The organism is Rhodococcus sp. NPDC003382, assembly GCF_053589135.1.
The window spans coordinates 41,852-55,257 of record NZ_JBSFRH010000029.1 but is presented as its reverse complement, the minus strand read 5'-3'; the positions used below and the strand labels follow the sequence as shown (position 1 = coordinate 55,257).

The following is a 13,406-nucleotide window of genomic DNA, read 5'->3' as shown; positions in this document are numbered from 1 at the left end:
TCAAATTCGTCGTCCGCACCGTCGCACAGGAACCAATCGTCACGCTAAGCTCGGATTAGCACGTGCGTGTCTGTTCCGCCGGAGGGGAAGCCGGCGGCGCGGGACGTGCCGGAGGTGTCCAATGGTTTCTGGAAACACACCGTCGAAGGGGCAACAGCCTCAGGACGGACAGTCGGTCCTCGCCGGCACCCAGTTCCTCACCGTGGCCGAGGTTGCGGCGTTGATGCGGGTATCGAAGATGACCGTGTACAGGTTGGTCCACAGTGGCGAGCTGCCTGCCGTGCGCGTGGGACGGTCGTTCCGCGTCCACGCAAAGGCCGTTCACGACTACTTGGAGACTTCGTACTTCGACGTCGGGTAACTGTCGTCGGGCGCATCGACGAGCGGAGCGGACCTCGTTTTCGTTCGGCGGATTCGCCCCGGTACGATTGCAAGTCGTCGTACCGGCCAGCCGGTGTCGTAAGGCGCTGCGCTCGTCACCACGGGGCCCAGCGTCGACATACAGGCGTACGTCACCGGCGTGCGCAGGACCGATAGAGAGAACGAGGGAAGCCCACCATGGGTTCTGTGATCAAGAAGCGCCGCAAGCGCATGTCGAAGAAGAAGCACCGCAAGCTGCTCCGCCGTACGCGCGTTCAGCGTCGTAAACTCGGCAAGTAATTTCGACATTCCGGATGCCCGTCACCGTTTCGGTGGCGGGCATCCGGCATTCCGGGGGTGATTCGTCCGTTGTGCGGACTTCGGGAAGAGTGTTGACCTCTGTGTAATGCGGTGTCGCGCAACTCACCGTATTGTTGGGACCCATACCGCGCGAGAGTCGTTCCGTGATACGAGTCGATTCGGTCGACACCACGAGGTCGGTCTGCCGACATGACGAGCGCCGGTTCGCCGAGCACGTGGGGTCCGGAGAGCCGGTAGGTCTGGAAACAGGGGGTTGTGCGTGACTTCGACTGCTGACATCGAGCCGCCGAAGGTAGCTCTGGTGACCGGTGCCAGCCGTTTCCTCGGCGGATTCCTCGTCACCCGGCTCGCTCAGAATCCGGCGATCGAAAGGGTCATCGCGGTCGACACCCAGTCGCCCACCAAGGACATGCTCCGCCGCATGGGCCGCGCCGAGTTCGTCCTCGCCGACATCCGGAACCCCCTGATCGGCAAGGTCATCCGCAACATGGACGTCGACACCGTCGTCCACGCGTCGACGGTGACCAAGGCCCCCAAGTCCGGTAGCCGCACCGCCATGAAGGACATGAACGTCCTCGGTGCCATGCAGTTGTTCGCGGTGTGCCAGAAGGTGCCGTCCGTCCGGCGCGTGGTGCTGCGGTCGTCGTCGGTGGTGTACGGATCCAGCGCCAAGGACCCCGCCAAGTTCACCGAGGAGATGAGCGCCCGTCGTCGGCCGACCGGCGCCTTCGCCCGCGACATGATCGAGATCGAAGGTTATCTGCGGGGTCTGGCCCGCCGGCGCAGCGACATCTCGACCACGATCCTGCGGCTCGCCCCGACCGTCGGGAACCGGATGCCCGGTTCGGTGTCCACATATCTGACCTCGCCGTTGGTGCCGACCGTGTTCGGGCGCGACGCCCGGCTGCAATTGCTGCACGAAGAGGATGCGCTGGGCGCACTCGAACGAGCCACCGTCGCCGGTCCCGCCGGGACCTTCAACATCGCCGGGGACGGCGTCGTGATGGTCTCGCAGGCCGTCCGCCGCGCGGGCGGGATCCCGGTTCCCATGCCGTACGGGCTCTTCCGCACGGCGGGACAGGCCCTCATGGGATCCGTCATGAAATCGTTCACCAAGGAAGAACTCGACTACTTCCACTTCGGTTGCGGACTCGACACCACCCGGATGCGTACCGAACTCGGGTTCGAGCCACGCTGGACGACGATGGACGCACTCGACGACTTCGCCCGCAGCATCGGGCTGAGCCGCATCGTGAAGACCGAATGGGTCGATCGAGCCGAATCGATGGTGCTCTCCGCACTGGGAGAGAGGACGGAGGCGCGATGACGCAGGTTGCAAAGGTCATTCCGCTGCACGGCGGACCGAATGCGCAGCGCCGCGGCGGTGCGAGACCCGGCAGCGGTCATCCCGCCGGCCGCGACCTCGAGCCCTTCGATCTGCCGAAACAGCACACCCCGGCGGACGGTTTCCTCGACGACCTCCGCCGGACCCTGATCGAGCAGGTCACCGGGACCGCCGAGTTCGTGCGGCGCCGCATGACCGGTGACTACGACGTCGACGACTTCGGATTCGATCCGCACTTCACCGAGCACGTCGTGATGCCGGTGCTGCGGCCGCTGTTCGACAAGTGGTTCCGCGTCGAGGTCCGTGGCATCGACAACATCCCCGCCGACGGCAGCGCCCTCGTCGTCGCCAATCACGCCGGCACCCTGCCGCTCGACGCGCTGATGACCTCGGTCGCGGTGTGGGACCAGGCCCACCGGCCGCTGCGGATGCTCGCCGCCGACCTCGCCTTCGACATGCCGGTCATCGGCAACGTCGCCCGCAAGGCCGGCCACACACTCGCCTGCCACCCGGACGCCGAGCGGCTGCTGCGCGACGACCAGGTGGTCGCGGTGTTCCCCGAGGGCTACAAGGGCCTGGGCAAACCGTTCCGCGAGCGGTACAAGCTGCAGCGGTTCGGCCGCGGTGGATTCGTGTCCGCGGCACTGAAGACGCGCGCCCCGATCGTGCCGTGCTCGATCGTCGGTTCGGAGGAGATCTACCCGAACATCGCCGACCTCACGTCGCTCGCGCGGGTGCTCGGCCTGCCCTACTTCCCCGTCACGCCGTTGTTCCCGGCCCTCGGTCCGCTCGGCCTCGTGCCGCTGCCGTCGAAGTGGTACATCGAGTTCGGCACCCCGATCACCACCGACGTGTACGACGACGCGGCCGCCGACGACCCGATGGTGCTGTTCGAGGTCACCGACCACGTGCGGGAGACCATTCAGCAGACGCTGTACAAGCTGCTCACCCGGCGCCGCAACGTCTTCCTCGGCTGACGCGCACCGGAACCGGAACTACGCGGCGCGGTCCCGCCGCCGCCCGAGCAGGACCGCGAGCGCTCCGCCCGCCGCACCGATCCCCAGCGCGGTCGGCACACCGATCCGCGCGGCCTTGCGGGCGGTCCGGAAATCCCGGATCTCCCAGCCGCGGGTCTTGGCGAGTTCCCGCAGGTCCGCGTCGGGATTGATCGCGACGGCCGTACCCACCAGCGACAGCATCGGCACGTCGTTGTGGCTGTCGGAGTAGGCGGTGCACCGCTTGAGGTTCAGGCCCTCCCGGATCGCCAGGGCACGCACCGCGTGCGCCTTGCCGAGCCCGTGCAGGATGTCGCCGACGAGCCGGCCCGTGAAGACGCCGTCCTTCGATTCGGCGACCGTACCCAGGGCGCCGCTCAACCCGAGCCGCTTGGCGATGACGTCGGCCAGTTCCACCGGGGTCGCGGTGACCAGCCACACCTGCTGGCCCGCGTCGAGGTGCATCTGCGCGAGCGCGCGCGTGCCCGGCCAGATCTTGTCGGCGATGATCTCGTCGTAGATCTCCTCTCCCAGGCGGCGCAGTTCCTCCGTCGACCGTCCCTGCACGAACGACAACGCCTTCTCGCGGCCGCTCGCGACGTCGTTCGAGTTCTCCTTGCCGGTGACCCGGAACTTCACCTGCTGCCAGGCGAACTCGAGCAGATCGGTCTTGCGGAAGTAGTCCCGCGCGACCAGACCCCGGGCGAAATGGATGATCGAGGCGCCCTGCACCATCGTGTTGTCGACGTCGAAGAACGCCGCCGCGGTCAGATCGCGCGGCGCGGGGGTCGCGGCCTCGGTTTCGATCCCGGCCTCGACCTCGGCCTCGGCGCGCGCCTCGTGCAGCGCCAGTGCGGCGTCGGCGCTGGCCTCACCGGCCAGGTTCGCGCGCACCTCGGCCTCGCTGGGACCGAACTTGCTGAACCACCGGCGGCGTCCCGGTCGGATGAGGCCGGACAGAAACTCGCCGATTCCCCACCCGTACGGCAATGAACGTCCAGGCACTCGCACCTCCGTGTCACGACGGCCGTGTCGCCGCGGGCAACGGACGACGCGCCCAGCCTAGCCCGCGACCGGACCGCATTCCGGGCGGGAGCGAACGCACGGACCGGGTGTGACGTTCATCTCGACCGGCGATGGCGCACAGTAGGGGAATGACAGAGCCTCGACAGGACGCCGCCGGCGCCTCCGCACCCGCCCACGAAGTCACTCTCCTCGTCCGCGCCGGCTGCGGCGCGTGCGCGCCCGCACGCGCTCGGCTCGAGCAGGTGTGCGAGGAGTTCGGGCTCACTCCGACATGCGTCGACGTCGACGCCGCTGCCGCAACGGATCCCGAGCTGCGCGCCGAATTCGGGGACCGGTTGCCGGTCGTTCTGCTCGACGGCCGCGAGCACAGTTACTGGGAGGTGGACGAGCCGCGACTCAGGGCCGATCTCGCTCGCTGACCACGGTCGGCGCGGTCCGTCGCGCAGGTAGCGAGCACATTCGGGGCCCTTCGAGCAACTTTGTGCATGGCTTCACAAGCGGTTACCGTGGTGTGAACGAAACCCCGGATCACCGTGAGGACCGACGTGTATCCGTCGGCCGGACGAGGAGCCACGAACGTGACAGAGCTGCACCCCCCGCAGGGCGACGACGCCCGCGACAACGCCGGGGGCGGCGGGGGTGCCTCTCCCGGAGTTCCGGTGCGCGACATCCCTCAGGCTACTGTGACGCGTCTCGCGACCTATCTGCGGGTCCTCGGTGGGCTCGCGGACGCCGGGACGCTCATCGTCTCGAGCGAGGAACTCGCGACCGCGTCCGGGGTCGGATCCGCCAAACTCCGCAAGGACCTGTCGTTCCTCGGCCCCAACGGGGTTCGCGGCGTCGGCTACGACGTGCTGCGCCTGCAGGCGCGCATCGAGAACGCGCTCGGCCTGGACCAGGGACACCGCGTGGTGCTGGTCGGCGTCGGCAATCTCGGTCGTGCGCTCGCCCGGTACCCGGGTTTCGACCGCCGCGGATTCACCATGGCCGGCCTGTTCGACTCCGATCCGCAGATCGTCGGCACCCGTGTGGGCGATCTGACGATCCGCCACGTCGACGGCCTCGAGTCCGGTGCCCGCGAACTCGGCGCGACCATCGGGGTCGTCGCGACACCCGGTGAGGCCGCCCAGCAGGTGTGCGACGTCCTGGTCCGTTCCGGGGTGCGCAGCGTCCTGAGCTTCGCTCCGACGCCGCTCGAGGTGCCCGAACACGTCGAGGTCCGCCGCGTCGATCTTTCCGTCGAGATGCAGGTGCTCTCGTTCAACAGCGCCCGCAACGACGAACTCGCACACGCTGCCGGGGACGCACGTCCCACCGGAATGGGGCAGCCGATGAGTTCCCGCGCTACCGCGGTGAAGGCAACGAGCGCCCCGCACCGGGCCTCGTCCGGGAAGTCGGGCCCGCTGGGTTCGACCGTGACAAGAAACGGATCGGTGATCGCGCCGTGAGTGTTCTCCTCGTCGGGATCTCGCACCGGAGTGCCCCGGTGTCAGTGCTCGAGAAGGTCGCGGTCACCGACACCGACCGACCGAAGCTGACCGACAAGATGATGTCCTCCGGGCACATCTCCGAGGCGATGATCGTCTCCACCTGCAACCGGGTGGAGATCTACGCGGTCGTCGACGCGTTCCACGGCGCCCTGGCCGACGTCAGCGCACTGATGGCCGAGCATTCCGGTCTGACCCTGTCCGATCTGCACCGGCACGCCTACGTGCGGTACAGCGAGGCCGCCGCCGAGCACCTGTTCTCGGTCGCCAGCGGCCTGGACTCGATGGTCGTCGGGGAACAGCAGATTCTCGGCCAGATCCGCGCCGCCTATGCCAGCGCGGACGCGCAGCAGGCCGCGGGCCGGGCACTGCACGAACTCGCCCAGCAGGCGCTGCGCGTCGGCAAGCGCGTCCACAGCGAAACCGGTATCGACGCCGCCGGCGCCTCGGTGGTGTCGGTCGCGCTGGACAAGGCCGGTGCCCGGCTCGGTGGTCTCGCCGGCCGCACCGCCGCCGTCGTCGGTGCCGGTGCGATGGGCGGTCTCGCGGTCGCGCATCTGACCCGGGCCGGGATCGGGCGGATCATCGTGGCCAACCGCACGCGCGAGCGCGCCGAACGACTCGCCGAAACGGCCCGCGGCAACGGCGTCGAGGCCGAGGTGGTCGCGTTCGGTGATCTCGCGTCCGCACTCGCCCGCGCGGATGTCGCGGTGACCTGTACCGGCGCGGTCGGAACCGTCGTGACCCTCGCCGACGCACACCGCGCGCTCGCCGAGCCCGGCCGCGGATCGGACCGCCCCCTCGTCATCTGCGACCTCGGCCTGCCGCGCGACGTCGACGCGTCCGTCTCGGGTCTTCCCGACGTCACCGTCTTCGACATGGAGGCGTTGCAGAACGATCCCGCCGCCGGCGCGGCCGCATCGGATGCCGAGGCCGCCCGCGCGATCGTCGCCGCCGAACTGTCCGACTACCTGACCTCTCAGCGTCTCGCCGAGGTCACCCCGACCGTCACCGCGTTGCGGCAGCGCGCCGCCGAGGTCGTCGAGGCCGAGCTGATGCGTCTCGAATCCCGGCTGCCCGATCTCGACGAGGGGGAACGCGGCGAGGTCGCGCGCACCGTCCGTCGCGTCGTCGACAAACTCCTGCACGCGCCGACCGTGCGCGTGAAACAACTGGCCTCCACTCCCGGCGGCGACCAGTACGCCGAGGCATTGCGCGAACTGTTCGAACTGCGACCGGGTGCGGTCGAGGCCGTCGCCATGCCCATGACGAAGGAACCGGGTGCCCTGGCGGAGCCGGTCGGCATCGACCTGTCCGCAGCTCTCGATCCCGCCCTCACAACGGAGCTGCGGACTCCACGAAAGGACAGGCAGGCATGAGCGCCGAGGCCGCATCGGTCACCCGGAGCGACGACCGGGCCGGCAGCCGCACGTTGCGTATCGGAACGCGCGGCAGCCTCCTCGCGACCACGCAGGCGGGCACCGTCAGAAACGCACTGATCGCCGCCGGGCATCCCGCCGAGCTGGTGATCATCACGACCAAGGGCGACGTCACCGCAGGCCCGGTCCAGCGGATCGGCGTCGGCGTGTTCACCGCCGAACTGCGTGAGGCGCTGCTCGCCGGCGAGGTCGATCTCGCCGTGCACTCGTACAAGGACCTGCCCACCTTCCAGGATCCGCGCCTGGTCATCGCCGCGGTCCCGCCGCGCGAGGATCCCCGCGACGCGCTCGTCGCGCGGGACGGCCTGGTGCTGGGCGAACTGCCGCCCGGATCGAAGGTCGGCACGTCGGCGCCGCGGCGCCGCGCGCAGCTCGCCGCGCTCGGTCTCGGCCTCGACATCCAGCCGCTGCGCGGCAACATCGACACCCGGCTCGGCAAGGTCGAATCCGGCGAGCTCGACGCGATCGTCATCGCCCGCGCCGGTCTCTCCCGCATCGGCCGGACCGACCGCATCACCGAGTCCCTCGAACCGGTGCAGATGCTGCCGGCACCGTCGCAGGGGGCACTCGCCGTCGAGTGCCGTGCCGACGATCCGGAGATGATCGCCGTGCTCGCCGAGCTCGACGACCCGGCCAGCCGCGCCGCCGTCGACGCCGAGCGTGCACTGCTCGCCGAACTCGAGGCCGGGTGCACCGCGCCCGTCGGGGCGCTCGCCGAGGTCGTCGAATCCCTCGACGACGACGGCCGGGTGTTCGAGGAGCTGTCGGTGCGTGGCTGTGCCGCCGCGATCGACGGTTCCGACGCGATCCGCGCGAGCGCGGTCGGACCGCTCGAGCGTGCCACCGAGCTCGGTCGCGCCGTCGCCCGGGAGCTGCTCGACCTCGGAGCCCGCGACCTCATGGCCGCCGACGAAGGTGCCGGCAGACCGGCAGAAGAAAGTGCAGCAGATGTTTGACGCCCTGCCTTCCCGTTTCCGATTTCCCGATACCGCAGATTTGATCGCACTGGAGAATCACCGATGAGCCGAGTCCGCAAGCACACTCCCGGACGGATCCTGTTCGTGGGATCGGGGCCGGGCGACCCGGCGCTGCTCACCGTGCGCGCACGCGACGTGCTGACGAGCGCCACCATGGCCTTCACCGACCCCGACGTGGACAAGGCCGTCGTCGCGCTCGTCGGCCGCGACGCCGGCCGCGACCCGGAGACCGGGGAACCGATCGCCGAGGTCCGTCCCGCGCTGGGCGAGCCCGCCGAGGTCGCGAAGACGCTGGTCGCCGAGGCCAGGAACGGCCACGACGTGGTGCGTCTGGTCGCCGGGGATCCGATGACGACCGATTCGGTGATCGCCGAGGTCAACGCCGTCTCCCGCACCCAGGTGGTGTTCGAGGTCCTGCCGGGCCTGCCGTCCGGCTCCGCCGTCCCCAGCTACGCCGGCATGGCGCTGGGTTCGTGCCACACCGAGGTCGACGTCCGCGGCGAGGTGAACTGGGCTGCGCTTGCCGCCGCACCCGGCCCGCTCGTGCTGCACGCGACCTCCGGTCACCTGGCCGAGACGGCGAGTGCCCTCGTCGAGCACGGTCTCGCGCCGCAGACCCCGGCCGCGATCACGGTGCGGGGCACGACCCGTCAGCAGCGCACCGTCGAAGCGACCCTCGCGACCCTCAACGACGCCGGATCCGAGCTGGTGGGCCCGCTGATCGTCACGGTCGGCAAGGTCGTCTCGCACCGCAACAAGCTGTCGTGGTGGGAATCGCGCGCCCTGTACGGCTGGACGGTGCTGGTGCCGCGCACCAAGGATCAGGCCGGTGAGATGAGCGATCGTCTCGTCACCCACGGTGCGATTCCCATCGAGGTGCCGACCATCGCGGTCGAGCCGCCGCGCAGCCCCGCCCAGATGGAGCGGGCCGTCAAGGGCCTGGTGGACGGTCGCTACCAGTGGGTGGTGTTCACCTCCACCAACGCGGTGCGCGCGGTGTGGGAGAAGTTCGAAGCGTTCGGTCTGGACGCACGTGCGTTCTCCGGCGTGAAGATCGCCTGCGTCGGTCAGGCCACCGCGGACAAGGTGCGGTCGTTCGGTATCACCCCGGAGCTGGTGCCGACGGGGGAGCAGTCCAGCGAGGGCCTGCTCGCCGAGTTCGCGCCCTACGACGACGTGTTCGACCCGGTCAACCGGATCCTGCTGCCTCGCGCCGACATCGCGACCGAGACGCTCGCCGAGGGATTGCGCGAACGCGGCTGGGAGATCGACGACGTCACCGCGTACCGCACCGTCCGGGCCGCGCCGCCGCCGGCCGAGACCCGCGAGATGATCAAGACCGGTGGTTTCGACGCGGTGTGCTTCACCTCGTCGTCGACGGTCCGGAATCTCGTCGGTATCGCCGGTAAGCCGCACGCGCGCACGATCGTCGCCTGCATCGGTCCCAAGACCGCGGAGACCGCGATCGAGTTCGGTCTGCGGGTCGACGTGCAGCCCGAGACCGCGCAGGTCGGTCCGCTGGTCGAGGCGCTCGCCGAGCACGCTGCCCGGCTGCGCGCCGAGGGCGCTCTGCCGCCGCCGCGCAAGAAGTCCCGAGCCCGGCGCTGACTCCACTCGTGCGCGGTTTCGGTAGCCACCGCTACCGGAACCGCGCACGACTCGTATCGGAAGGTGTGAACCGTGTATCCGGAATTTCGTCCCCGCAGGCTGCGTACTACCCCGGCGATGCGGCGACTCGTCGCCGAAACCTCGCTCGAGCCACGACATCTGGTGCTGCCGATGTTCGTCGCCGACGGGATCGGCGCACCCCGCGAGATCTCGTCGATGCCCGGCGTCTTCCAGCACACGTTCGACTCGCTGCGGGCCGCGGCGACGGCGGCGGTCGAGGCCGGCGTCGGCGGTCTGATGCTGTTCGGTGTGCCCCGCCCGGAGGACAAGGACGCGCGCGGATCCGGCGCCACCGATCCCGACGGGGTGCTCAACCGGGGGCTGCGGGACCTGCGCGACGAACTCGGTGACGCGACTGTGCTCATGGCCGACACCTGTCTCGACGAGTTCACCGATCACGGGCACTGCGGTGTGCTCACCGAGTCCGGGCGGGTCGACAACGATGCGACACTCGAGCGCTACGCGGAAATGGCTGTGGCGCAAGCAGAGTCGGGTGCACATCTGCTCGGTCCGAGCGGAATGATGGACGGGCAGGTCGCGACGATCCGCGCGGCTCTCGATGCGGCCGGCTTCCAGGACGTCGGGCAGCTGGCGTACGCGGCCAAGTATGCGTCGGCGTTCTACGGCCCGTTCCGCGAGGCCGTCGGATCGTCGCTCGAGGGCGATCGCCGTACCTACCAGCAGGATCCGGCGAACCGGCGCGAGGCGCTCCGGGAGGTCGACCTCGATCTCGCCGAGGGTGCGGACCTGGTGATGGTCAAGCCGGCGATGTCCTATCTCGACATCCTGCGCGAGGTCGCGGATCGTTCCGACGTTCCCGTTGCGGCGTACCAGATTTCGGGAGAGTACTCGATGATCACGGCCGCCGCGCAGAACGGCTGGATCGACCGTGACGCCGCCGTCCTCGAGTCGCTGACGAGCATCCGTCGCGCCGGCGCCGACATCGTCCTGACCTACTGGGCCGCCGAGGCTGCAGGCTGGTTGTCGTGACCGGGCCCATGCCGATGCCCACACCGCCGCAGCGGCCGGTCGGCGAACCGCGTCCGATGCCCGTCGACGTCGGAACGGCGTGCCAATTGTGGTGTGGCGTCCTGATTCTCGGAATTGTGTCGGCGGTCACAAGCATGGCCGTGATGTGGCGTGATCGTCAGGCGTTCGTCGATCGATTGATGGATCAGATGCCGGAGATGTCCGGGTCGGAGACGTTGACGCGCGACGATTTCCTCGCGCTGATTCCGTTCGGTCTGGGCGTGGCGGCGGTCGGCAGCTTCGTGATTCTCGGCTTGCTCTATCTCGTCGTGCGACAGATGCGCCGCGGAAAGAACTGGGCGCGCATGCTGTTGACGCTGGTCGGGGTCTTCATGACCCTGTCGACGGTGCCGACGCTGTTCGGCGTGGGCGCCGGTACGGGCGTCGAAGGCTGGGTGCTCGGCATCGTCGGCATCCTCCAGTCGGTGCTGACGGTGGGCGCGATCGTACTCATGCATCGGCGCGACGCAAATCTGTACTTCCTTCGGATTCCTAATAATTGAGCTTACGGAGAGGGTTTCATCCGGCTATTTGACCTTGCGCGCGTAGGGAGTACGGTGGGCTCGACCAACGGTCTGTGGCCGTACCCGACGAGCGTGAGGACTCATGCAGGTGGAACACCCGTACGTGGAACCGCGACCCTACAGCCGTCGACGTGAGGCGCTCCTGATCGGCCTCATCGCAGTCCTGGGTCTCGTGACGCTCGTGCTCCTGGTCGTTCCCGGCACCTTCTCGGCCTGACGGACTGCTGCACCCGACGGACGGCTCACGTTGAACGGCGTCTCACGTTGAACGGCAGTGCGCCCGCGCCGCTGTTCCACGAACCCGGCGCCCGCTGGCGGGCGGTCGCGTCGGGTCCGCTGTTCTGCCTCGTCGGTCTGCTGATCGAAGTGGCGACCGGGCCGGTCGTGCACTGGTTCGCGCTGCCGGTGATGGCGGTGGTACTGGCCGTTTTCGCGTACATCATGGTCGTCGCAGGCCGTCGGCACGTGAGTGTCGAACTGACCGAGACGGTGCTGCGGCAGGGGACCGAGGAGCTGCCCGTCGCCGACATCGAGGCGGTCCTGCCACCCGCAGATCCCGCGTCGCGGGACCCGGCCCGCTGGGAGAATGCGCGCACCCTCGGGGAGCTGTCCGGCGTACCGCGCAAGCGCACCGCCGTCGGATTGCGGTTGCGCGGTGGCACGTTCGTGAGGGCGTGGGCGAAGGACGATGCGGAGCTGCGCAGGTGCCTCGACGGCCTCGTGAGCGGGCGTGCGCGCTGACGGACCTGATGACGGCAGGTACCCCCTGGGGGTATCGTCGGTGGTGATGTCGAGACTCGAAGGAGCCACAATGCAGAACACCTACCGTGTCGAGGGCATGACCTGCGGACACTGCGTCTCCGCCGTGCGCGAGGAGATCTCCGCGATCCCCGGTGTCTCCGAGGTGGACGTGAATCTCGAGACCGGCACCGTCGTGGTTGTCAGCGACATCGAGTTGGATCCGAAGGCCGTCGCGGATGCCGTCGACGAAGCCGGATACGCGCTCGTCGCCTGATCCCGTGACCCGGCCGGCATCATGAGCAGCAGACTGCGCAGGACCGCCGGGTCCCTCCTGGCCGCCGCCACACTCGTGTGTGCGGCGGCCTCGTGCACGAACGCGGAGCCGCCCAGGACACCGGTGGCTAAGCCGCCCGGGGATACGGTGGAGGAAACCTCCGTGACGGTCCCCGCCGTGAGCGCCCCGCCGTCGGTCACCGTCGAGATACTGATCGACGGGCTGGACCATCCGTGGGACGTCGTCCGGGCTCCCGACGGCACGCTCCTCACCGGCGAGCGCGGCGGGCGTTTCGTCGTCCGCCGCCCGGACGGGCAGGTCACCGCGCTGCAGGCTGACCTGTCCGACCTCTACGCGGTCGGGGAGACCGGCCTGATGGGGCTGGCCCTGTCCGACGACTTCGCCACCGACCGGACCTTCTACTCGTGCCAGGGTCACCGCGACCCGGACGACGTGCGCGTGCTCGCCTGGACGGTCGACCCCGACTGGACCACCGCCACCCGGGTCCGCACCGTGGTCTCCGGCATGCCGGTCGCCGCGGGCGGCCGCCACGCCGGCTGCCGGATCCTCGTCCACCCGGACGGCACCCTCTACGTGGGCACCGGCGACAGCGCCCGCCCCACCGTCCCGCAGGACCGGGCGAGCCTCGGCGGCAAGGTGCTGCACCTGAACCCCGACGGAACACCCGCCGCCGGCAACCCGGATCCCGGCAGCCCGATCTACACCCTCGGCCACCGGAACGTGCAGGGACTGGCACTGCAGCCCGGCACCGGGCGCATCTACGCCGTCGAACAGGGCACTCGCCGCGACGACGAGGTCAACCTGCTCGAACCCGGCGGCAACTACGGCTACCGGCCCGACCGGGAACCCGGCCGCTACGACGAGTCGGTGCCCATGACCGACCCCGACCGGGTGCCCGGCGCGATCGGTGCGGTGTGGAGTTCCGGGTCCCCGACGATCGCGACACCGGGCCTCGCATTCGTCACCGGCGATGCGTGGGGGCCGTGGTCGGGAGCCCTCGTGGTCAGCAGTCAGCAGGCGGCCCGGCTGATCCTGTTGAAGCTGTCCGAGGACGGGCGCAGCGTCGTCGATTCCGCGACCCTGCTCGAAGACACCTACGGGCGGCTGCGGTCGCTGACCCCGCTGCCCGACGGTTCCCTGCTGGTGACCACGGACAACGGAGACGACGACCGCATCCTCCGGGTGATTCCGAACTGAGG

At 69.4% G+C, this 13,406-nt stretch carries 16 protein-coding genes; 15 read left to right on the top strand and 1 reads right to left on the bottom strand.

Annotated features, from left to right (window positions below):
* The first annotated feature begins 121 nt into the window (after positions 1-121).
* From ACWDUD_RS19670 to ACWDUD_RS19655, 4 genes are all read left to right on the top strand, one after another.
* Positions 122-361 carry a helix-turn-helix domain-containing protein gene (locus tag ACWDUD_RS19670; RefSeq protein ID WP_197250589.1) on the top strand — a complete coding sequence of 80 codons (240 nt, stop codon included), beginning with the start codon at positions 122-124 and terminating at the stop codon, positions 359-361.
* A gap of 197 nt (positions 362-558) precedes the next feature.
* Entirely contained in the window at positions 559-660 is a 102-nt protein-coding gene (locus tag ACWDUD_RS19665) for a 30S ribosomal protein bS22 (protein ID WP_003402602.1), read from the top strand.
* Between the two features lie 280 nt (positions 661-940).
* Entirely contained in the window at positions 941-2,008 is a 1,068-nt protein-coding gene (locus tag ACWDUD_RS19660) for an NAD-dependent epimerase/dehydratase family protein (RefSeq protein ID WP_197250588.1), read from the top strand.
* Positions 2,005-3,003, top strand: coding sequence for a lysophospholipid acyltransferase family protein (locus ACWDUD_RS19655; protein ID WP_197250587.1), 999 nt, complete (start codon positions 2,005-2,007; stop codon positions 3,001-3,003). The genes ACWDUD_RS19660 and ACWDUD_RS19655 overlap by 4 nt, the downstream gene beginning before the upstream one ends.
* 18 nt (positions 3,004-3,021) lie before the next feature.
* On the opposite strand, the gene ACWDUD_RS19650 is transcribed toward ACWDUD_RS19655, so the two are convergent.
* On the bottom strand, positions 3,022-4,026 hold the full coding sequence (locus ACWDUD_RS19650; protein WP_197250586.1) for an HAD family hydrolase: 1,005 nt from the start codon (positions 4,024-4,026) through the stop codon (positions 3,022-3,024).
* A 149-nt stretch (positions 4,027-4,175) separates the two neighbouring features.
* Between ACWDUD_RS19650 and ACWDUD_RS19645 the strand changes: the two genes are divergently transcribed.
* The 11 genes from ACWDUD_RS19645 (at position 4,176) to ACWDUD_RS19595 (ending at position 13,404) form a co-directional block, all read left to right on the top strand.
* Positions 4,176-4,466 carry a glutaredoxin family protein gene (locus ACWDUD_RS19645; protein WP_248674864.1) on the top strand — a complete coding sequence of 97 codons (291 nt, stop codon included), beginning with the start codon at positions 4,176-4,178 and terminating at the stop codon, positions 4,464-4,466.
* A gap of 159 nt (positions 4,467-4,625) precedes the next feature.
* Entirely contained in the window at positions 4,626-5,495 is an 870-nt protein-coding gene (locus tag ACWDUD_RS19640; protein ID WP_197250584.1) for a redox-sensing transcriptional repressor Rex, read from the top strand.
* Positions 5,492-6,913 (top strand): glutamyl-tRNA reductase, encoded by a 1,422-nt coding sequence (locus ACWDUD_RS19635; RefSeq protein WP_450110359.1) that lies wholly within the window; start codon positions 5,492-5,494, stop codon positions 6,911-6,913. The genes ACWDUD_RS19640 and ACWDUD_RS19635 overlap by 4 nt, the downstream gene beginning before the upstream one ends.
* Entirely contained in the window at positions 6,910-7,929 is a 1,020-nt protein-coding gene (gene hemC / locus ACWDUD_RS19630; protein WP_450110358.1) for a hydroxymethylbilane synthase, read from the top strand. The genes ACWDUD_RS19635 and hemC overlap by 4 nt, the downstream gene beginning before the upstream one ends.
* 63 nt (positions 7,930-7,992) lie before the next feature.
* A complete protein-coding gene (locus ACWDUD_RS19625; RefSeq protein WP_197250581.1) occupies positions 7,993-9,558 on the top strand; it encodes a bifunctional uroporphyrinogen-III C-methyltransferase/uroporphyrinogen-III synthase in 1,566 nt (521 codons plus the stop codon).
* A gap of 72 nt (positions 9,559-9,630) precedes the next feature.
* Positions 9,631-10,608 carry a porphobilinogen synthase gene (hemB, locus tag ACWDUD_RS19620; RefSeq protein ID WP_450110357.1) on the top strand — a complete coding sequence of 326 codons (978 nt, stop codon included), beginning with the start codon at positions 9,631-9,633 and terminating at the stop codon, positions 10,606-10,608.
* 134 nt (positions 10,609-10,742) lie between these two features.
* Positions 10,743-11,150, top strand: a complete 408-nt coding sequence (locus ACWDUD_RS19615) for a hypothetical protein (protein ID WP_450110356.1) — start codon at positions 10,743-10,745, stop codon at positions 11,148-11,150.
* Between the two features lie 103 nt (positions 11,151-11,253).
* Positions 11,254-11,388: a hypothetical protein gene (locus ACWDUD_RS19610; protein ID WP_269437511.1), complete on the top strand. Its 135-nt coding sequence runs from the start codon at positions 11,254-11,256 to the stop codon at positions 11,386-11,388.
* Positions 11,389-11,435: 47 nt separating this feature from the next.
* Positions 11,436-11,912 carry a hypothetical protein gene (locus ACWDUD_RS19605; protein WP_197250578.1) on the top strand — a complete coding sequence of 159 codons (477 nt, stop codon included), beginning with the start codon at positions 11,436-11,438 and terminating at the stop codon, positions 11,910-11,912.
* 70 nt (positions 11,913-11,982) lie between these two features.
* Complete coding sequence (locus tag ACWDUD_RS19600) at positions 11,983-12,186, top strand: heavy-metal-associated domain-containing protein (protein WP_197250577.1); 204 nt, start codon at positions 11,983-11,985, stop codon at positions 12,184-12,186.
* A gap of 21 nt (positions 12,187-12,207) precedes the next feature.
* A complete protein-coding gene (locus ACWDUD_RS19595; RefSeq protein ID WP_197250576.1) occupies positions 12,208-13,404 on the top strand; it encodes a PQQ-dependent sugar dehydrogenase in 1,197 nt (398 codons plus the stop codon).
* Positions 13,405-13,406: the final 2 nt, after the last annotated feature.